16 protein-coding genes and 1 pseudogene are annotated in these 19,130 nt (G+C 74.1%); 5 read left to right on the top strand and 12 right to left on the bottom strand.

What is annotated here, in order from left to right; genetic code table 11:
• Positions 1-15: 15 nt before the first annotated feature.
• From ACH4ZX_RS07865 to ACH4ZX_RS07840, 6 genes are all read right to left on the bottom strand, one after another.
• The gene (locus ACH4ZX_RS07865) at positions 16-1,371 is read right to left on the bottom strand and encodes a VWA domain-containing protein (protein WP_398269208.1); all 1,356 of its coding nucleotides are present in this window, start codon (positions 1,369-1,371) and stop codon (positions 16-18) included.
• A 100-nt stretch (positions 1,372-1,471) separates the two neighbouring features.
• Entirely contained in the window at positions 1,472-2,944 is a 1,473-nt protein-coding gene (locus tag ACH4ZX_RS07860; RefSeq protein WP_398269205.1) for a protein phosphatase 2C domain-containing protein, read from the bottom strand.
• 3 nt (positions 2,945-2,947) lie between these two features.
• Positions 2,948-5,473, bottom strand: coding sequence for a tetratricopeptide repeat protein (locus ACH4ZX_RS07855; protein ID WP_398269202.1), 2,526 nt, complete (start codon positions 5,471-5,473; stop codon positions 2,948-2,950).
• A gap of 22 nt (positions 5,474-5,495) precedes the next feature.
• Positions 5,496-6,830 carry a hypothetical protein gene (locus ACH4ZX_RS07850; protein ID WP_398269199.1) on the bottom strand — a complete coding sequence of 445 codons (1,335 nt, stop codon included), beginning with the start codon at positions 6,828-6,830 and terminating at the stop codon, positions 5,496-5,498.
• 124 nt (positions 6,831-6,954) lie between these two features.
• Positions 6,955-7,992, bottom strand: a complete 1,038-nt coding sequence (locus tag ACH4ZX_RS07845) for a glutamate ABC transporter substrate-binding protein (RefSeq protein ID WP_398269196.1) — start codon at positions 7,990-7,992, stop codon at positions 6,955-6,957.
• 32 nt (positions 7,993-8,024) lie between these two features.
• Positions 8,025-9,464 carry a hypothetical protein gene (locus ACH4ZX_RS07840; protein ID WP_398269193.1) on the bottom strand — a complete coding sequence of 480 codons (1,440 nt, stop codon included), beginning with the start codon at positions 9,462-9,464 and terminating at the stop codon, positions 8,025-8,027.
• 44 nt (positions 9,465-9,508) lie between these two features.
• Between ACH4ZX_RS07840 and ACH4ZX_RS07835 the strand changes: the two genes are divergently transcribed.
• A complete protein-coding gene (locus ACH4ZX_RS07835; protein WP_398269190.1) occupies positions 9,509-9,664 on the top strand; it encodes a hypothetical protein in 156 nt (51 codons plus the stop codon).
• Between the two features lie 189 nt (positions 9,665-9,853).
• On the opposite strand, the gene ACH4ZX_RS07830 is transcribed toward ACH4ZX_RS07835, so the two are convergent.
• Complete coding sequence (locus tag ACH4ZX_RS07830; protein ID WP_398269187.1) at positions 9,854-10,801, bottom strand: SDR family oxidoreductase; 948 nt, start codon at positions 10,799-10,801, stop codon at positions 9,854-9,856.
• A gap of 301 nt (positions 10,802-11,102) precedes the next feature.
• Positions 11,103-12,203 (bottom strand): mechanosensitive ion channel family protein, encoded by a 1,101-nt coding sequence (locus ACH4ZX_RS07825; RefSeq protein WP_398269184.1) that lies wholly within the window; start codon positions 12,201-12,203, stop codon positions 11,103-11,105.
• 317 nt (positions 12,204-12,520) lie between these two features.
• Here ACH4ZX_RS07825 and ACH4ZX_RS07820 point away from each other — a divergent pair, with 317 nt between their 5' ends.
• Positions 12,521-13,057 (top strand): HNH endonuclease, encoded by a 537-nt coding sequence (locus ACH4ZX_RS07820; protein WP_351895811.1) that lies wholly within the window; start codon positions 12,521-12,523, stop codon positions 13,055-13,057.
• A gap of 77 nt (positions 13,058-13,134) precedes the next feature.
• Here the strand turns inward: ACH4ZX_RS07820 and ACH4ZX_RS07815 are convergent, their stop codons facing one another.
• Genes ACH4ZX_RS07815 through ACH4ZX_RS07805 form a run of 3 tightly spaced genes read right to left on the bottom strand, consistent with a single transcriptional unit; the run spans position 13,135 to position 15,709 of the window.
• Positions 13,135-14,490, bottom strand: coding sequence for an ABC transporter permease (locus ACH4ZX_RS07815; protein WP_398269180.1), 1,356 nt, complete (start codon positions 14,488-14,490; stop codon positions 13,135-13,137).
• The gene (locus ACH4ZX_RS07810) at positions 14,487-15,179 is read right to left on the bottom strand and encodes an ABC transporter ATP-binding protein (RefSeq protein WP_398269177.1); all 693 of its coding nucleotides are present in this window, start codon (positions 15,177-15,179) and stop codon (positions 14,487-14,489) included. The genes ACH4ZX_RS07815 and ACH4ZX_RS07810 overlap by 4 nt, the downstream gene beginning before the upstream one ends.
• Entirely contained in the window at positions 15,176-15,709 is a 534-nt protein-coding gene (locus ACH4ZX_RS07805) for a PadR family transcriptional regulator (protein ID WP_398269174.1), read from the bottom strand. Before ACH4ZX_RS07805 ends, ACH4ZX_RS07810 begins: the two co-directional genes overlap by 4 nt.
• A gap of 182 nt (positions 15,710-15,891) precedes the next feature.
• On the opposite strand from ACH4ZX_RS07805, the gene ACH4ZX_RS07800 reads away from it, so the two are divergent.
• From ACH4ZX_RS07800 to ACH4ZX_RS07790, 3 genes are all read left to right on the top strand, one after another.
• Positions 15,892-16,344 carry a hypothetical protein gene (locus ACH4ZX_RS07800; RefSeq protein WP_398269171.1) on the top strand — a complete coding sequence of 151 codons (453 nt, stop codon included), beginning with the start codon at positions 15,892-15,894 and terminating at the stop codon, positions 16,342-16,344.
• Positions 16,345-18,420 carry a 4-alpha-glucanotransferase gene (gene malQ, locus ACH4ZX_RS07795; protein ID WP_398269168.1) on the top strand — a complete coding sequence of 692 codons (2,076 nt, stop codon included), beginning with the start codon at positions 16,345-16,347 and terminating at the stop codon, positions 18,418-18,420.
• Positions 18,421-18,486: 66 nt separating this feature from the next.
• The gene (locus ACH4ZX_RS07790) at positions 18,487-18,765 is read left to right on the top strand and encodes a hypothetical protein (protein WP_398269165.1); all 279 of its coding nucleotides are present in this window, start codon (positions 18,487-18,489) and stop codon (positions 18,763-18,765) included.
• A 240-nt stretch (positions 18,766-19,005) separates the two neighbouring features.
• Here ACH4ZX_RS07790 and ACH4ZX_RS07785 read toward each other — a convergent pair.
• A pseudogene (locus ACH4ZX_RS07785) lies at positions 19,006-19,130 on the bottom strand (IS982 family transposase); the annotation flags it as partial.

Genomic DNA, 19,130 nt, shown 5'->3' with positions numbered 1-19,130 from the left:
CTGCGTCGTTTCGGGTCACTTCTTTACACGAACAGTCTTTGTCGACCGGGTTTCGAGAGTCATCTCGTCGGCGTCCTCGACCTTCGTCTTCAGTCGCACAGTACCGGTCGCCGCGTCGACCACGTCCACCACCTTCGCAAGCAGTTTCGCAGTATCCGCGTTTCCGGAGGCGCTGGCGAGCTGGACGGCCCGGCCCAGCTTGGCCGTCGCTCCATCGAAATCACCCGCTTTGCGGAGGTCCAGTCCCTGCTGGATGGCCTGGGCCAGTTCCGCCTGTCCGGTGTAGTGGGCGACCTGCGGGTTGATCGAGGTGGAGGCGGCCATGTCGTCGGTCCACACGGCCCGTACCAGGCCCTGGGCGCCCAGGTTCCGCGCGCCGCCGCCCCCTCTCCCGCCCTCCGGGATCACCAGTGAGACGCGGGCGGCCAGCATCTCCTGGCCGATGTGCGCGGCCGGGACCTCGACGCAGATGTGGTAGTCGCGGGACTCGTCGCCCCAGGAGCCGGTGGGGTAGTCCCCGGCGCGCGGTCCCGCCTCGGTGCGGCGGTCGGTCAACTCCTCTACGGTGGGGGCCACTTGCTTGACGAACTTGATGGTGGTGCCCACCGGCGTCCACAGCCTGAGGGCGACGTCCGCGACCTCCTTGCCCATGGCCTTCTCCATCATCTGCGTGAAGTCGGCGGACAGGGCGGCCGGGTCGGCGACGATGTCGGCGGTGCCGAGCAGGGCGGAGGCGACCCCTGTGACTTCTTTCACTTCCCAGTCGGTGCCCACACCGCGGGCGTCGCAGGTGAAGCGGCCGGCGCAGGCGTCCAGGGAGGCCTTGAGGTCCTCGGGCGACTCGTGCTCGTTGCGGCCGTCGGTGAGCAGGATGCCGTGGCGGATGGCGACGTCCGCGGAGGACAGCAGCCGGTCGGCGAGGCGCAGCCAGGTGCCGATGGCGGTGCCGCCGCCCGCGCTCAGCTTGCGCAGGGCCTGCTTGGCCTGGGCGCGGGTGGTGGCGTCGGCGACCGCGAGGCGGCCGCCGCCCGGGTAGACCTCCTTGGCGACGTGCGTGCCGCCGATCACCGCGAAGTGCACGCCGTCGCGCAGGGTGTCGACGGCGGCGGCCGTCGCGTCCCGCGCGTTGCGCATCTTGGTTGCCGGATAGTCCATCGACCCCGAGCAGTCGACCATGATCGCCACGGCCGCGGAGGGGCCCTGCCCCGGTGCGTAGAGGTGGGGCGCCGCGACCGCCGCGCCGATCGTGCCGCCGCCGGCGGCGGTCACCGTGACGATCGCGTTGACCTCGCGACCGCCTTCCGGGAGGTACTCGTTCTGGTACACGTCCACCGAGAACTGCGGCACGCTCGCCTTCGAGATATTGGCCATACCTGCTCAAATCCCCCTTGAACGGCCCACGTCCGCGCGGGCCCACGACGATGTGCGGACCGGTCCCCTCCGGTCCGCCGAGGCCTCCCCGTCTTCGGCCTCAGGCCGATCCTGCCCCCTGGTGCGCCGCGGGGAACGGCACGACGGCCACTGTTACGTTGTCGTGGCCCCCGCCGTCCAGGGCGTGCCCGACCAGTACCTGGGCGCAGTGCAGCGGGCGGACGGCGGCGTCGGGCGGGACGATCCGCGCCATCTCCTCGGCCGCCTCCGCGTAGTTCCACAGCCCGTCGGTGCACACCACCACCACACCCGGACGGTCCGGCTTGAAGGAAGCGGTGTGCGGCTCCAGTTCGTAGGCGTCCGCGCCGAGCCAGCCGGTGATCGCGTGGGCGCGCTCGTCGGCGTACGCCTCCGCCTCGTTCATCAGGCCCGCGGCGACCATCTGCGCCGCCCACGAGTCGTCCTCGGTGAGCCGGGCCGGCGGCGAGCTGCGGTCCACCGGAACCCAGTAGGCGCGGCTGTCGCCGACCCAGCCGACGACCAGCAGACCGGACGTGACGACCGTGCCGACCAGCGTGCAGGCGGGCGCGTTCTGGTGCGGGGAGTGCTCGCGGGCGGTGGCGGGTTCGGCGGCCAGCGAGTTGACGGCGCGTGAGGCGGCGACGATCGCGTCGTGCATGGCCTGCTGCGGGTGCGTGCCGCGCGGCAGGGCGCCCAGCAGTGCCTGGCTGCCGGCCCGGGAGGCGGCGAGGGAGGCGTCGTCGGGGCGGGTCGCCGAGGACACGCCGTCGCACACGACGGCCAGGGACGCCGGGGTGCCGTCGGGCAGCGTGGTGTGGCCGACGGCGAACGCGTCCTCGTTGCGGTGGTGGCGCAGGCCGCGGTCGCTGACCGCGGCGACCGGGCCGCACTCCTGCTCCATGTGATCGCGCTCGCGCGGCTGCGCGTGCCCGCAGTTCTCGCAGTAGCCGTCGCTGTCGACGCGGCCCGCGCGGCAGGCCACGCACACCTTGGTCTCCTCGGCGGGCGCCGCGAGGTCGGCCAGCCGCGGGTCCGGCGCCTGCAGCGGGTACTCGTCGGGCTCCGGCGGCCGGTCGAAACGCACGCCGGTGGCCGACGCCGCGGGAGCCCCGGCGGGCGGTGGCACGGGCGCTGCGGCGGGCGGTGGCACCGGCGGCCCGGCGGGCGGCGCGGCGGGCGGCACCGCGGGCGCTGCGGCGGGCGGGGCCTGCGGCGGCAGCGGGGCGCCGGAGCCCGCGGGCCTGGCGTGCGGCTCGCCCGGCCGGTCCGCCGCCGCCGGGGCGCCGGAGCCGTCCGGACGGGGCGTGACCGGCGCCGCGGGCGTGCCGGGCGAGGCCGGCGCGGCGGGCGTGGCGGGACGGACCGCGCCGCCGGCGCGGTCGGCCGGGGGCGGGACCAGCCCGCTCAGCGTGATCGTCGGGTGGTCGTCCGGCCGCGGAGGTACGGCGGACAGGTCGTATCCGCACGCACCGCAGAAGCGATCACCCGACTCGAGCGGTTCCTCACAGCTCGGGCACTTCGACAGAGCGGCCTGCTGGGGCATCTGCGACATCAACTACACCCATGTCCGGGGGCGGTAACGGTTGGCACGTTCCACCAGGTCGATCCTCTCCTCGCCGCCCCGCGCCAGCCGGGCCAGCGTGCGGTACGAACGCTCCAGGCCGAAGCGCAGTCCCCGCTCGTCCAGCTCGCTGCCGAGCAGCACGCGGCGGCCGTCCGGCGCGGAACCCTGGCCACCGGAGAGTACCCAGTCCAGCGCGCAACCGAGGACCTCCGCCGACAACTGCTCCCGGCGCGCCGGATCCAGACCGTACGCGTCCAGCGCCTCGACCTGGTCCGCGGCGGCCAGCAGGTCGTCCAGGAACGGGGCGTCCAGGGCCGTCGCCGTACGCCCCCGCAGCCGCGCCCGCACGGCGGCCACCCGCGCGGCCGTGTAGTGGATGGAGCTCTCCGGAACCGACTCCAGCGTCCGCACGGCGCCGCGCCGGTCGCCGCTCGCCAGCTGCACGCGGGCCAGGCCGAAGGCGGCGCTCACATGACTGGGGTCCGCCGACCACACCAGGCGGTAGTACTCGGCGGCGTTGTCCAGCTGGCCGAGCACCTCCGCGCACAGGCCGAGGGCCAGCTTGTGGGCGATCTCGCCGGGGAAGGCGTCGTAGACCGCGTCGAAGGCGAGCGCGGCGCCCTCCTGGTCGCCGGTGACCATCGAGGCCACGCCCCGGTACCAGACCACCCGCCAGTCGTCGGGCCGCTCCTCCTCCAGCGTCCCCAGGGACACCAGGGCCGCGTCGAAGTCGCCGTTCTCCAGCCACGCCCGGATCCGCCGCAGCCGCGTCTCGACCGACTGCGCCGGAGCCGCCGCGAGCGCCCCGAGCAGCTCGGCCGGCGCGGTGGTCATCAGGCCCGCGAGGAAACCGGCGTTGGGGTCGGCGGGGTCGACGCGGGGCACGGGGAGGGCCAGCGCCGCGGCGCGGGTGTCGACGGGCTTGACGAGACCGGCGCCGCCGCGCGCCGGGACGGGCAGCGGGGACGGCCGCCGCTCTCCCGGCTGCTTCGCCCGCCCGGCCGCCCGCGCACCCAGCCGGGACACCTCGCCGTCCAGTTTCGGGAACAACTCCGTGTCCGTGACTCTGACTTCGGGCCCGAACAGGGTCGACAGGGCGGGGCGGGCCCGGCCCGTCTGCAGCGACACCACCTCGCGCAGCACGCCCGTCAGCTGCTCGCCCATCTCCTGCGCGGAGGCGAACCGGCGGGCCGGGTCGGGGTCGGTGGCGCGGACCAGCAGCCGGTAGAACGACTCGTAGCGGCGGAAGACCTCGATGTTGTCGGGGTCGGGCAGGGAGTCCACGAAGACGTTCGTGTAGCCCTGGAAGTCGAAGGTCATCACGGCCAGCGTGCGCGCGACCGTGTACAGGTCGCTCGCCACCGACGGGCCGATCTCCGCGACCTCCGGCGCCTGGTAGCCCACCGTTCCGTAGATGGCCGACTCCTCGTCGTCCATGCGGCGCACCGCGCCCATGTCGATGAGCTTGAGCTGGTCCTCGGTCTGGATGGCGTTGTCGACCTTGAAGTCGCAGTACAGCAGGTTGCGGCTGTGCAGGTGGCCGAGCGCCTCCAGGGCCTCGATGCCGTACGCGCACGCCTGCTCCACCGGCAGCGGATCCCGCCTGCCGTCCGGGGTGCGGCGCTCGTTGGCGATCTCCTTCAGCGACTTGCCGCCGACGTACTCCATGACGATGTAGCCGTCGAGCGAGCCGGTGCGCTGGTCGAGGTGCTCCACGAAGTTGTAGATCCGCACGATGTTGGCGTGCTCGATCTCGGCGAGGAAACGCCGCTCGGAGATCGCCGCCGCCATCGCGTCCTGGTCGCCGGTGTCCAGCAGGCCCTTCAGCACCACCCACCGGTCGGACACCGCGCGGTCCACCGCGAGGTAGATCCAGCCGAGGCCGCCGTGCGCGAGGCAGCCCACCACCTCGTACTGGCCGCGCACGACGTCGCCGGCCCTCAGCTTCGGCACGAACGAGTACGGCTGCCCGCACTTGGTGCAGAAGCCCTCCGTACGGCCCGGCCGGTCGCCGCGCGCCCGGCCCACCGGCGCCCCGCAGTCGGAGCGCGAGCAGAACCGCTTGCGCTCGGGCACCTCCGGGTTCTCCAGCACCATCACCCGCGGGTCGGGCCGGGGCACGTCCGGCACCCGCACCAGTCCGGCGCCCAGCCGGTTCCGCCCGCTGCTGCCGGTGGAGGAGCCGGAGCTGCGCACCGACACCGAACGGCTCGTGGAACGGCCCGACAGCGAGCGCGACAGCCGCCCCGACACCGAGCGGCGGGACTTCGACGACTGCGACGACGTACGGGAGCTGCCGCGGGTGCCGGAGCGCGCGCTGCCGCTGCCCGACGAGCCCTTGCCGCCGCCGGCGACCCCGGTCTGCGGCGAGCCCACCGAGCCTCGCCCGGAGGAGGGACCCCCGGCGGAGACGACCGGCGCCAGCCCGCAGGTGTCGCAGTACAGTTCGCCGCCGCCCACGTCCTCGTACGTTCCGCCGCAGCCGGGTCGCTGGCAGGTCCGCTGTGCCTGACTCATGACGCCGTACCCCCCTCGTCGCTCATGCTCCGGGCCCCCTGCGGTCCTCGGGGCCGCCCTGCTCCGGCACCCGCGGGCCGCTGCCCAGCGCCTCCGCGACCGCCTGCTGGTAGCGCAGCACGGCCTGTCCGGCCACGCGCAGGTCGCAGGGCGCGCTCCACAGCATGCGCCGCGCCGCGTCGTACCGCTCGACGAGCAGCGGATCCTCCGCCAGGCCGTGCCGGGCGGCCTTCGCCTTGTACGCGTCGAGGCGGCCGCGCAGCTCCGCGCGGACCGCGAGCGGCGCGGTGACCGCGGTGAGCGACTCGCGGGCGCGCAGCAGTTCGTCCTCGGCCCTCTGCTCCAGGGACTCCAGCAGCGGCGAGAGCCGGTGCCACTGGGCGTGCCTGCGGTACTCGGCGGCCGTCGCCAGCTGCTCCTGCAGCACGGTCGGCGGACCGCTGACCACCGGCACCTCCGTCGCGGCGATCTTGGCGAGGACCTCGCCGCGCGCGGTGCGCGCCTCGGCTAGCGTGCGGTCCGCGCGGCTGAGCAGGTCCCGCAGCTTCACCAGCCGTGCCTCCGCGTCCTGCCGGACGGTGAGCACGGCGTCGATCTCGCGGCGCACGTCCTCCAGGGCGCGCGCCTCACGGTCGTACACCGTGGTGTCCGGCCGGCCGCCGCCCGGCGCCGAACTGCCCTGCGCCGGGATCCAGTAGGCGAGCGGGTCGGACACCACCTGCTCGCGCAGGGACGTCAGGGTGCGCGTGATGCGCTCCAGGTCGTCGCCCGCCGGATGCTCGCCGGGACGCACGCCGACGGAGTGCGCGAGCTGCCGGGTGCGCTGGAGCTCCGCGGCCAGCAGATCTATGCGGGCGGGCAGCGCCGACCACACCGCGTCGGCGGCGACGACCATGTCCAGGCTCGTCGCGTACAGCTCGTTCATCCGGTCCACCAGCGCGCTCAGCGAGAACCGCTCGCTGAGCCTGCTCGCGCCGCCGGTCAGCGTCGGCGCGTTCGCGGTGGCCAGGGCGGACCCGGCAACCGTGACGGACTCGCCGCGCAGCAGTTCCGTCAGCTCCACCAGGTCCTCGCGGCTGGACCAGCGGCGGCGGGAGCGGATCTCACGGGCGGTGCGCAGCGCGCCGGTGTAGGCGTCGAAGCAGGCCCACAGCAGCGTGATCGACGCCTCCGTGGCCTGCCAGCGTTCCTTGGTGACGCCGGTGAGCTCGGCGCCTTCGAGGAGTCTGCGGCCCGCGTGGTCCTGCAGGGCGAGGAGCGAGGTCTCGATCGCCTCGTGCTCCGCGCCGAGCCGCGCCAGCGCACGGTCCACCTCGTCCCGGTCCATCACCGGCCCGGCGGGGTCCGTGACGCCCATCGATCACCTCTCGCTGCTGTCGTGTCCGGTCGTTCGTTCCGTGTCTGCCCGCGTGCGTGTCTGCCTACGTGTCCGTGGTGCCGGTGTGTTCGTGTGCCGGTCCGACCGTCCGTCCGGTGGCCGGTCACTTGTAGTGGGCGGCCGGAGGCGTCGCGGACACCGACTTCTTGTCCTTCTGGTCCATCGTGGGGTGCAGCCACTTGTCGTACGACGCCTGCCAGCCGGCGGGGTCCTTGATGTAGTTCTGCAGCGTCCGGTTGACCTGGCGTACCAGATCCTCCGAGCCCCGCTTCATCGCCACCCCGTAGTACTCGTTCGTGAACAGACCGCCCTTGAGCTCGACCGTCGGGTCCTGCGCGGCCTGGCTGGCGGCGAGGGCGCCGTCCGTCACCACCGCGTCGACCTCGCCGAGCTGGAGCTTCACCAGGCAGTCGAGCTGGTTGGGGACGGTCTTGATGTCGGTGGAGGCGGGGAGGGCGCCGCTGTCGTGGTCCTTCCGCAGCCGGTCGAGCGCCGTGGAGGTCTCCGCCGAGCAGACCTTCTTGCCGGCGAGGCTCTTGTCGTAGCCGGTGACGGTCGAGGCCTTGGGCGCGAGGACCTGCTGACCGGTCCTGAAGTAGGGCGCGGAGAAGGCGACTTGCTTCAGGCGGTCGCAGTTGATCGTCATGGTGCGCACCACCATGTCGACCTCGCCGTTCTGGACGGCCTCGATACGGCGGCTGGTGGGGATGGTCTTGAACGTGACCGCGTCCTCGTCGCCGATGATGTCCTTGGCGATCCGGTGGACGAGGTTGATGTCGAAGCCCTCCAGCTCGCCCTTCTCGTTGTTGGGGTCGAGGTAGCCCCAGCGGTAGCTGTTCTGGTCGACGCCGACGACGAGGCGCCCCCGCGTCCTGATGGCGTCGACGTGGGTCGTGGAGCCGCCGCCGGACGGGGACAGGCTCTGGTCCTGCGGGTCCTGGCAGTCCTCGGCCCGGGCCTGGCGGCCCCGGGCGAGGCCCTGGCCCGCGACCTCGGCGCCGTCGTCCGCGCCGTCCGACTGGGTCAGGGGCAGCAGCAGCGCGAAGAGCACGGCGAGGGCGCACACGGCCGCCATCGCACCCACCCCGCCCCAGCCCCGCAGACCGGCCCGCAGACGCCGCGCCACACGTGCCGCGCTCATTCTCACGCCCCCTTCCCTCCGCATGCTGCCCATCACCGGTACTCCGAAAGCCGGCGGCCGATGCCGGTCACCGCGCCGGCCGCGCCGAGGACGGCCAGGACCGCGGCCCCGACCGGAAGCCCGGTCAGCGCGTCCCGGCCGTCGCCCGCGGCCTGCTGGAACTCGGCCTGCTCGTGGTCGAGCGCCGTCTTCAGGGCGGCGTCGACGCTGTCGAAGCACACGCTCGTCGGGTCCTTGCCGACGCCGATGACCTTGTCGCGGGCCTGCTGGTACTCGCCCTTGTCGCTCAGGCCCTGGGCGACGCCGTGCCGGTCCTTCCACGCCTTCATGTAGCTGCCCGCGTCGGCCACCGGCTTCCGGCCCGCCGAGTCGTCGGCGAGGCCGGCGGCCGCGGTGAGCGCCGCGCCGAGCTTGCCGATCTGCTCGTCGTAGCCCCAGGCGTAGGCGTCCGCGGTCTTGCCGCCGCCGAGGTCCCTGGTGTCCGCGCCGCGGCGGATCAGGGCGAGGTTCTCGTCGCTGCGGGCGGTCAGGGAGGCGATGCGGGCGTCGTGCAGGACGTCCAGGGAGCGCACGCCGTGGTCGTAGGAGTCGTTCAGGCCGGAGCGGGCGACGACGTGGCCGACGACCAGCCAGAGCAGGACCACCACGGAGGCGGCCGAGGCGGTGACCAGACCGTGGTTCAGCACCCGGTTGGTGCGCCGGTAGTTGCGGTGCTGGGCCCAGGCCAGCGCCCCCAGGGCGACGACGCCGAGGCCGATCGCGGCCCACGGGAACTCCTTGGCGTCCGCGTAGTCGGAACGCAGCCGCTGGTTCTCGCGCTGGTACAGGCGCTCGGCCTTCGGCAGCATCTCGTGCTGCATCTGCTCGTTCGCCGCGCGCAGGTACGCCCCGCCCACCGGGTAGCCCTGCCGGTTGTTGGCGCGGGCCGTCTCGACCAGGCCCTTGTACTCGGGCAGCAGTTCGCTGAGCTGCTCGATGGTCCTCGCCGACTCGGAACCCGGGTCGGAGCTGGCCGCGGCGGTGACCAGTTTCGCCGCGGCGGTGCGGACGTCGTCCTCGTAGCGCTTCCGCGTCTCCGGCTTCTCCTGACGGCCCGCCAGGTAGCCGCTGGCCGCCGCCGTGTTGGCGTCGGCGAGGGAGCGGTAGATGTCGGCCGCGTCGGAGCTGAGGGGCTGGCTGCTGGTGAGCACGTCGTCGGCGGCCGCCGCGCGATCGGTCATCTGCCAGGCGGTGACCGATCCGAACGCGACGACGAGCAGGGCGAGGACGGCGCCGATGATGCGCAGCCGGCCCGGCTCCGTCATCGCGGCGGCGCGCAGCCGGTCGGCGCCTTCGGCGAACGCGGTGCGGCGCGGCTGCGGGGACGCCCCCGCGGGCGTGGGGACCGTGGGCCGCAGCGGCGGCGCCGGGGGTGCGGGAACGGCGGGCGCCGGCCCGGGTGGCGCCGTGCTGCTCTCCGGCGGTTGTGTCACGTTGACCTCCCCCATGGTCATCCTTCGCCGCCAGTATCGCCGCCGTGACCGGCATCCGCACCGGCCTGCGCCGGATCTTGATCGGATCGCAGCGCGGACGGATCGCGGCACGGTCGGATCGCGGCGCGGTCGGCGGACCACCGGCGCACGGCGCGGTGCCCCGCACCACCCCTGCCCATGAATACGCCGACGGAATCTGATCGGTTCCCGCCTCGATCTCCGTATGTACGCCTTTCCCCGCCTCGGGGAGATGAGGGACGCGCGCCTCGGGGAGGTGGGGGAGGCGTGGGGGAGGCGCGACCGGTGGCGAGCCTGGTGGCGAGCCTGATGGAGACCGCCCCCGGGTGACGCGGTGGTTGCCCGGGGGCGGCCGGTCGGACGCCGGGTCGTCAGGTCCCGGGTCCCCGCAGTCGGCCGGCGGCAGGCAGGCGTCCCCAGACGCCGGGCCGGTCCAGTCCGAGCACCCGCAACCGGAAGCGGTCGAGCAGGGGATTGGGCAGGGTGCGGGCCAGCAGGGTGAGCAGCGCGGCGTGCGCGCCCACGGAGCGGCGGGTGGCCGGACGGGGCGCGGTCAGCGCGCGGTGCACGGCCGCCGCGAGCACGTCCGGCGGCGACCCGGCGCGTTCGTGGGCTACGGCCTTCGCGGCCATGGCGCGGAAGGCGTCCGCGTACAGCCGGCGGCCGTCGGGGCCCATCCGGTCGAGGACGGCGTCGGTCTCGGCCTCGAACTTGTCGACCGACGGCGTGTCGATGGACCCCGGGTCGATGAGCACGACGGGGATGCCGGAGGCGCGCAGTTCCAGACGGAGGGCGTCGTTGAGCGACCGTACGGCGTGCTTGGAGGCACACAGCGGACCGCCGAACGGCATGGTGATCCAGCCGCCCGCCGACCCGATGGTGACGATGCGGCCGCGGCCGGCGCGGATCAGCGGCAGGAAAGCCTGGGTGACGGCGACCAGGCCGAAGACGTTCACCTCGAACTGCCGCCGCAGTTCGCTCAGCGGGAGGGACTCGACGGGGCCCGCGACGCCGATCCCGGCGTTGTTGACCAGTCCCGCCAGGCCTTCGGGGCCCAGGGTGGCGGCGAGTTCGGTCGCGGCGGACCGGATCTGGTCCTGGTCGCACACGTCCAGCCGCAGCGGGGTGATACGGCCGCCCGGCCCGGCGGCGGCCAGGTCCTTGCCGTCGGACTCGCGCCGCACCCCCGCGAACACGCGGAACCCCGCGTCCGCGAGGCGCAGGACGCTCGCGCGGCCGATGCCGGTCGACGCCCCGGTCACCACGACCGCGCCGGGCGGCGCGGTCCCGCGGCGTAAGTTCGCATCTGATGGCTGCATGACGTTCCTCCCAGGACGGCGCCGACCCGAATTCATCGGGACGTGAAAATGCTGGGCCCGGGCCGGAGGGAAGTCAACAGCGGGAGGCCGGGGGTGGCCTGTTCCGCGTCGGTCGCACACCCCGCCTCCCGTCGCACGTCGGTCCCGGCGCCAGGGCGGCGCCGGGACCGTGAGGGACGAGTCGGGCGGGCGGACGGACGCGCCGCGAAGGCGCCACGGTTCACTCGATCGGGTGAGCCGTGCGGTCGGGAAGGTTCACTCGAACGGGCGCGCCGAAGTGTGCCGAACCGTTCCCCTGCCTCTACTTCCCGGGCGGAGCCGGCCGCTGCTGAGCGATCGGCGTGGCCGCCGCCACCTGCGGGGAGTCCGGGTTGGCGAACACCGACGGCGCCGCGACCGTCGCCGTCGGGTCCGGGACCTCCTCCTCCGCCGGGGCCGTCGCACCGCCCACGATGCGGATGTCGGCGGCGTCGAAGGCCCGCTTGACGCGCCAGCGCAGCTCGCGCTCGACGGTGAGGGCCTTGCCGGGCATGGTCTTGGCCGTCAGGCGGATCACCATGGAGTCCAGGAGCACGCTGTCCAGGCCGAGCACCTCCACCGGGCCCCACAGCAGCTCGTTCCAGGGCTCCTCCGCGCTCATCTTCTGGGCGACCTCGTCCAGGGTGGCCTTCAGCCGGTCCAGGTCCTCGTCCGACTTGACGGTCACGTCGACGCCGGCCGTCGCCCAGCCCTGGGAGAGGTTGCCGATGCGCTTGACCTCGCCGTTGCGGACGTACCAGATCTCGCCGCCCGCGCCGCGCAGCTTGGTCACGCGCAGCCCGACCTCGATCACCTCGCCGACGGCGACGCCCGCGTCGATCGAGTCGCCGACGCCGTACTGGTCCTCCAGGATCATGAAGACGCCGGAGAGGAAGTCGGTGACCAGGTTGCGGGCGCCGAAACCGATGGCCACACCGGCGACGCCGGCCGAGGCCAGCAGCGGCGCCAGGTTGATCTGGAACGTGGCCAGGATCATCAGCGCCGCGGTGCCCAGGATCAGGAAGCTCGCCACCGAGCGCAGCACCGAACCGATGGCCTGGGAGCGCTGGCGGCGCCGCTCGGCGTTGACCAGCAGCCCGCCGAGCGCGGTGCCGTCCACCGACTCCACGGTCCGGGTCATGCGGTCCATCAGCTTGGTGAGCGCCCGCCGCACCACGATTCTCAGCACCGTGGCGATGATCAGGATCAGCAGCACTCTGAGGCCGATGGCCAGCCATGTCGACCAGTTCTGCTCGACCCAGCTGGCGGCGTTCGTCGCGCTCTCCTGGGCGTCCTGGAGCGAGGGGACCGTCACCGTCGGCGACTCCGAGGGAGCCGGGGACGGCGAGGGGTCGGCGGCCATTAGGACGGCGGGCAGGGACACGGCAGGTACCTCCAGGTGCAGCGGCCTGCCCCCCGGTACGGCGGTCAAGGTCACGGGAAGGTCACCGGACGGGCAGGTTCACCACACTATCGGGGCATCGTGTGTGGATCGTGTCCGTCTTCCGGGGAGAGACGGTCCTCACCCGGGAATGAACAGGAGGGATGAACCGCCCCCGGCCCTGGCCAGGATCAGGATGTGGTCGAAAACACTCCCAGCCCGTTACCGGGAGATGGTGGCGCGTTCACCAGGCAAGAGGGGACACTGAAGCAGTTCGTCCCGGCGCGAGCCACGCGCCGCCGACGCCCAAGGAGGCATCCGTGCCGCATGTCCTGGTCCTCAACGCGTCGTACGAGCCGCTCGGCGTCGTACCGCTCCGCCGCGCGCTCGTCCTCGTCCTCGAGAACAAGGCCGTATGCCTCGAGGAGTCCGGCGCCTTCATGCACAGCGCGACCGTCACGATCCCCGCACCGAGCGTGGTCCGGCTCAAGCGATTCGTCCGGATTCCCTACCGTGGGCCCGTGCCTCTGACCCGCAGGGCGCTGTTCGCGCGCGACGGGGGCCGGTGCATGTACTGCGGTGGCGTCGCAACCAGCGTCGACCACGTCATCCCACGCAGCCGCGGGGGCAAGCACGTCTGGGACAATGTGGTGGCCTCCTGCCGCCGCTGCAACCACGTGAAGGCCGACCGCCACCTGTTCGAGATCGGCTGGCGGCTGCGCCACAAACCCGCTCCTCCCACCGGTCTGGCCTGGCGCATCATCGGCACCGGCCACAGGGACCCGCGCTGGTTGCCCTACTTGCAGCCGTACGGCGCGGACGACGCCTTGGCCCGGATCGACGGCATTTCCGCCTGACGGTCCGGGCCTTCGCGTACGCCCGCACGAACGCGTGGGGCGGCCCCGGGAGCCCCCTGCGCTCCCGGGGCCGGCTGTCATGCGTAGCGCAGTTCGGCGGGCCGGACGGCGCGGCGCAGCATGGGGAGCGAGGTGGCCGCGGCGAGCAGACACGAGGCGTACACCGCGAGCGGGACCAGCAGCGCGGCGTACGGCACGCCCGGCGCGCCGTGCTCCGTGACCGAGGCGTACCAGACGCCGATCGCCATGCCGCCCGCGCCGGCCACCGCCACCGCGGGCGCCAGCGGCAGCGCGGTCTCCAGCAGCAGCGCCCGGGCCGGCACCGCGTGCGGCACCCCGGCCGCGGTCTGCGCGGCCAGCCCCCGGCGCCGGGTGGCCACGGACTCGGCGGTGCCGACGGCGAGCGCGGACAGGACGATCGCGAGGGCGACGAGGACCGCGGTGGCCGTCAGGTCGATCCCGTTCGTGTAGTAGGACATGCTCATGCCCAGCTCACCCTTGCGGGCCGAGGCGCGCAGATCCGTGAGCAGCACCTGCCGTACCCCGACGAAGCCGGTGCCCACGACCGTCACCAGCAGCACCGCCGCGTGCGTACGCGCCGCCGACCACGGATCGTCGCGCAGCCGCTCCGCCGCGATCAGCAGGGCGGGGCGCTGCGCGCGGGCGGCGAGCAGCCCGCCCAGTGTGCGGGAGGACCAGCCCGCCAGCCACACGGCCGAGGCGCCGACCAGCAGGCACAGGGAGAAGACCGCGAGCGGGGCGACGACGAACCCGAAGAGGGCGGATCGGAACGGAGTCCCGGCGAACGGGGCCGCCGCGACGCACACCGCCGGCACCGTCAGCAGTCCGGCCGCCACCCGGAGCGCCCGCCCCGGCCTCGCGTCCGGCCGCACCCGCCGCAGCCGGCCCAGCGGCGAGGCCACCACCCGGCGCAGCGCCAGCGCGCTCACCGCCGCGCCCAGCACCGGCACCAGCACCGCCACCAGGGCCGTTCCGGCCCACGCCAGGGGATCGGGGCGGTGCCACAGCCGCAGCAGCGACAGCGACCAGAACGCCGTGGCCACCGCCGAACCGGCCAGGCAGGCCAGCCCGGACTCCAGCGCCGCGATCCGCCGCGTCCGGGCGGGTGCGGCCCCGGCCAGCCGCCGGTCACGGTGCACCGCACCGACCCGCGCGCACTGGCCGAGGAACCCGAACACGGGGATGAGCAGCAGCAACAGCGCGGTCACCACCCCGTCCCGGGTCCCCGGCTGGTCGAGCAGCCCGCCGCCGGCCCCCACGTGGTACTGCCCGTCCATCGTGACGAGCACCGCGACCGCAAGTCCGATGCCCGTCGCCCACACCGCCCCGATCGCGGTCAGCGTGAACCGCCACCACTCCCGCCGGTCCGATCCCCGGGTGAGCAGCAACGCGAGCCGCAGGTCGGTCCTCATGCGGTCACCCCCGCCGCGACGACGCCGTCGTCCAGCCGGACCTCGCGGTCGGCGTACGCCGCCACCTGCGCGTCATGGGTGACCAGCAGCACCGCCGTGCCCGCCTCGCGGGCCGTCCGCGTCAGGACCGTCATCACCTGCTCGGTCGCCAGGGAGTCCAGCGCCCCCGTCGGCTCGTCCGCGAAGACCACCTTCGGGCCGGTGACCAGGGCGCGCGCCAGCGCGGTGCGCTGGGCCTGGCCGCCGCTCATCTCGCCCGGCCGCAGCGCCTGCCGCCCCGCTACGCCGAACCGCTCCAGCCACTCGCCGGCCCGCTCCTGCGCCCGCGCCCGCGGCGTCCCGCCCAGCATCAGCGGCAGCGCCACGTTGTCCAGCGCCGTCAGCTCGGGGATGAGCTGCCCGAACTGGAAGACCACGCCGAAGTCGCCGCGGCGCAGCTCGCTCAGCCGCTTCTCGGGCAGCGTGTCCAGCCGCTCCCCGTCGTAGGTCACCGAGCCGGCGTCCGGGCGGACGATCCCGGCCAGGCAGTGCAGCAGGGTGGACTTCCCGCTGCCGCTGGGGCCGGTCACGGCGAGGAACTCGCCGGCGCGCAGGTCGACGGAGGCGCCGCGCAGGGCCCGCGTCGCGCCGTGCGCCTTGGTGAGATCACGTGCCGCCAGGAGCGGCATCTTGTCGTCCCCGTATTTCATGCTGCGTCGACCTCCGCGGTCAGGACGGTGAGCCGGGCCGCCGTGGTGGTCATCCAGCGGAGGTCGGCGTCGAGGTGGTTGAGGGCGTAGTCCGCCGAGAGCACGGTCGCCAGGTCGGCGCCTTCGGCGGTCTTGACCGCCGTCAGCTCCCGCATCCGCTCCATGTGCGCGGCCCGCTGGGCGCGCAGATAGGCGTCCGGGTCGCCGCCGGACAGGATCGACACGACGACCTTGGCGAAGATCTCGTTCGTCACGAAGGGCGCGGGCGGTGCGATCTCGCCGGCCCACCGGGTCAGTTCGCGCGTGCCCTCGGCGGTCGTGCGGTACCGGGTGCGTTCCGGGCCGCCGTCGGAGTCGGTGCCCTCGACCTCCGCGAGGCCGTCGCGGACCAGGCGCTGCAAGGTCGTGTAGACCTGCCCGTAGGCCAGCGGACGGGCCTGCGGGAAGCGTTCGTCGTGCCGTCGCTTGAGGTCGTAGCCATGGCTCGGACCGGAGGCGAGCAGCCCCAACAGGATGTGACGGGTGCTCATGCCGATCATTATGCACTCGATACATGTACTGAGTGAATAGTGTGGCGCATCCCGCCCGGCGGGGCCGGGACAAAACGGGTGAGAATGTGAGAACAGGCACGTTGTTGCGTCGCGCACGTCTGTCGCCGCGCCCACGGGGTAGGGCTGCGATGACCCGCGCCGTACTCGACAAGGAGGCCCCCGTGGCCGTTTCTTCGGCACATCTCCTGCTCTCGGCCCTGTCCAAACCCGAGGAGTCCTCGGGCCTGCCCTCCCAGGCGGGGGAGCCTGCGGCCGGGTGGTCCGGGGCCGGGCCCGGGGAGCCTTCGGCCCGGTCCGGACCCCAGCCGTTCGGCCCCGGGGCGGGCCCCGGCCACTCCGGGGTGGGCCCTGGCGACTCCGGGGTGGGCCCTGGCGACTCCGGGGCGGGCCCCGGCGACTCCGGGGTGGGCCCCGGCGACTCCGGGGCGGGCCTCGGCGGCCCAGGGGTGGGCCCGGGCGACCTCGGCGCAGAGGACGCCCGCGCCGGGATCCCGCTGACCAGTGAACCGCCCCTGCCCGACGCCGCCCCTCTGACCAGCGAGCCGCCGCTCGCCGACGCAGCCCCTCTGACCAGCGAGTCCACGGTCGTCGAACCGCTCGTCACGAGGCCGTAGATGACCGCGCAGCAGCCGGCCGAGGCGCCCTCCGAGGAACTGTCCCGACTCGCCGAACTGCACGGCGTCGCCCCCTCCTACAACCCCTCCCCGGACCGTACGGTCACGGCCTCCGCCACCGCCCTCACGCTGACCCTGGCCGCCCTCGGCGTCGACGCGAGCACCCCCGACGCCGCCCGCGCCGCGCTCGCCGCCCGCGAGCGGGAGCTGGCCGAGCGGCTGCTGCCGCCGACCGTGGTGCAGTGGAGCGGCGGCATCTGCGCCGCGCTCGACGCCCTCCCGGACGGCACCCGGCTGCGCGTCGTCACCGAGGACGGCGAGACCCGCGCCGCCGCCGACGGACTCCCGCCCGGCCTGCACCGGCTGACCGCCACCGCGCCCGACGGCCGCACCGCCGAGGCCCACCTGGTCGTCGCCCCGGACCGGCTGCCCACGCCCGGCGGGCGGTCGTACGGCCTGCTCGTCCAGCTCTACTCCCTGCTGTCCCAGCGTTCCTGGGGCATGGGCGACCTCGGCGACCTCGCCGAACTGACCGCCTGGGCCGGCCGTACGCTCGGCGCCGGATTCGTGCAGGTCAACCCGCTGCACGCGGCCGTGCCCGGCGCCCCCACCGACCCCTCCCCCTACCGGCCGTCCTCCCGCCGCTTCCCCGACCCCGTGCACCTGCGCGTCGAGGACGTCCCCGAGTACGCCTACGTCACCGACCGCGCACGGGCGCAGACGCTGCTCGAACGCGCCGCCCGGCTGCGCGAGTCCGTCCTGCACAAGGACGCCCTGATCGACCGGGACGCCGTGTGGGAACTGAAGCGGGAGGCGCTGGAACTGGTCTGCGGGGTGCCCCTCGGGCCCGGGCGGCGTGCCGCGTACGCCGACTTCCTCGCCCGGGAGGGCGAGGCCCTGGAGGACCACGCCACCTGGTACGCCCTCGCCGAGGTGCACGGCCCGGACTGGCGCCGCTGGCCCGCCGGCCTGCGCGACCCCCGCTCCGCCGAGACGGCCCGCGCCCGCGCCGAGCTGATGGACCGCGTCGACTTCCACTGCCGGCTCGCCTGGCTCACCGACGCCCAGCTCGCCGCCGCGCAGCGCACCGCCCGCGACGCCGGGATGCGGGTCGGGATCGTGCACGACCTGGCGGTCGGAGTGCACCCGCAGGGCGCCGACGCCTGGGCGCAGCAGCGGTACTTCGCGGCCGGGATGTCGGTGGGCGCCCCGCCGGACGCCTTCAACGCGCGCGGCCAGGACTGGGGCCTGCCGCCCTGGCGGCCGGACCGGCTCGCCGAGTCCGGCTACGCCCCCTTCCGGCGCCTGCTGCGGGCCCTGTTCCGCTACACCGGCGCCCTGCGCATCGACCACGTCATGGGCCTGTTCCGCCTGTGGTGGGTCCCCGAGGGACACCCGCCCACGGAGGGCGCCTACGTCCGCTACGACACCGAGGCCATGCTCGCCGTCCTGGTGCTGGAGGCGGCGCGCGCCGGGACGGTCGTCATCGGCGAGGACCTGGGCACCGTGGAGCCCGGCGTCCGGGAGGCGCTGCGCGAGCGCGGGGTGCTCGGCACGTCGGTGCTGTGGTTCGAACGGGACTGGGAGGGCGACGGCCGCCCGCTGCCCCTCGACCGCTGGCGCGCCGACTGCCTGGCCACCGCCACCACCCACGACCTGCCGTCCACCGCCGCCCGTCTGACCGGTGAGCACGTCGAACTCCGCCACCGCCTCGGCCTGCTCACCCGCCCCCTGGAGGAGGAACGGGCGGAGGCGGCGGCCGACACCCGCGAGTGGCTGGAGCTGCTGACCGACCTCGGCCTGCTGCACGGTCCGGGCGGCCACGCCGTCTCGGAGGAGGAGGCCGAGATCCAGGCCGTGCACCGCTTCCTGCGGCGCACCCCGTCCCGGCTGGTCGGCATCTGGCTGCCGGACACCGTCGGCGACCGCCGCCCGCAGAACCTGCCGGGCACCTGGGACCAGTACCCGAACTGGCGGCTGCCCGTCGCCGACGCGGAGGGGCGTCCGGTGACGCTGGAGGAACTGGCGGCCTCCCCGCGGCTGCACGCGCTCATCGACGTGGTGCGGGAGGTGTGACGCGAGGGAGGGGCGATGGGTACCCCGGGCGAGCGGCCCCCGACCGGGTTCGGTACTTTGGGCCCCGTGGACAAGAAGAACGCCCTGCGCGCCGGCGCCCTGGCCGCCGGTACGACGCTGATGATGCTGCTCATGTCGTCCCCTGCGCTCGCGCTCACCCGCGACGACGGCGACGATCCCGGCAAGGGCCTGAGCGTCGTCGAGACGCTGGGCCTCTATGTCCTGGCCCCGGTCGTGCTGTTCCTGGTCATCGCGGGCCTGGTGATGGCCCTCGACAAGTCCCACAAGAAGCAGGACGCCACCAGCTCCGACATCAGGACCAGGGCCGGCACCGAGGCCGCCTGACGCGGGGCCCCGTCACCGGGTCCCTTCCGCTCCCGCCGCGCGCGCCGAGGGCGCCGAGTCCGCCGTACCGAGACACCGGTACGGCGGGGTCGGCGCCCTCGGCGCTTTCCGTGACGCCCGGCTGCTGATGCCCGGCTGCTCATGCCCGGCTGCTCATGCCCGGCCGCTGATGCCTGGTTGCGGACGCCTGGTTGCGGACGCCTGGTCACTGATCCCTAGACGAGTAAGTCCGATCTCCGGTCAGTGGTCATAGGCGATCAGTGACCGGGTGATCGGTGCGTTGGTTGCGTTGTTGTGCCAGATCGCGGCGGCCATCGCGAGGACGCGCTGGGCGACGCGGATACCGACACCTTCACAGGAACGGC

It is taken from the genome of Streptomyces sp. NPDC020490, assembly GCF_044335305.1.
Classification (GTDB): Bacteria; Actinomycetota; Actinomycetes; order Streptomycetales; family Streptomycetaceae; genus Streptomyces.
Note: the sequence above shows the minus strand (reverse complement) of the source record. Positions and strands in the feature narration are given on the sequence as shown.

Coding starts and splice junctions, on each gene's coding strand:
- ACH4ZX_RS07810 (WP_398269177.1), bottom strand. CDS start 15,179: ATGAAATACGGGGACGACAAGATGCCGCTCCTGGCGGCACGTGATCTC.
- ACH4ZX_RS07830 (WP_398269187.1), bottom strand. CDS start 10,801: ATGCAGCCATCAGATGCGAACTTACGCCGCGGGACCGCGCCGCCCGGC.
- ACH4ZX_RS07855 (WP_398269202.1), bottom strand. CDS start 5,473: ATGAGTCAGGCACAGCGGACCTGCCAGCGACCCGGCTGCGGCGGAACG.
- ACH4ZX_RS07845 (WP_398269196.1), bottom strand. CDS start 7,992: ATGAGCGCGGCACGTGTGGCGCGGCGTCTGCGGGCCGGTCTGCGGGGC.
- malQ (WP_398269168.1), top strand. CDS start 16,345: ATGACCGCGCAGCAGCCGGCCGAGGCGCCCTCCGAGGAACTGTCCCGA.
- ACH4ZX_RS07860 (WP_398269205.1), bottom strand. CDS start 2,944: ATGTCGCAGATGCCCCAGCAGGCCGCTCTGTCGAAGTGCCCGAGCTGT.
- ACH4ZX_RS07865 (WP_398269208.1), bottom strand. CDS start 1,371: ATGGCCAATATCTCGAAGGCGAGCGTGCCGCAGTTCTCGGTGGACGTG.
- ACH4ZX_RS07815 (WP_398269180.1), bottom strand. CDS start 14,490: ATGAGGACCGACCTGCGGCTCGCGTTGCTGCTCACCCGGGGATCGGAC.
- ACH4ZX_RS07850 (WP_398269199.1), bottom strand. CDS start 6,830: ATGGGCGTCACGGACCCCGCCGGGCCGGTGATGGACCGGGACGAGGTG.
- ACH4ZX_RS07805 (WP_398269174.1), bottom strand. CDS start 15,709: ATGAGCACCCGTCACATCCTGTTGGGGCTGCTCGCCTCCGGTCCGAGC.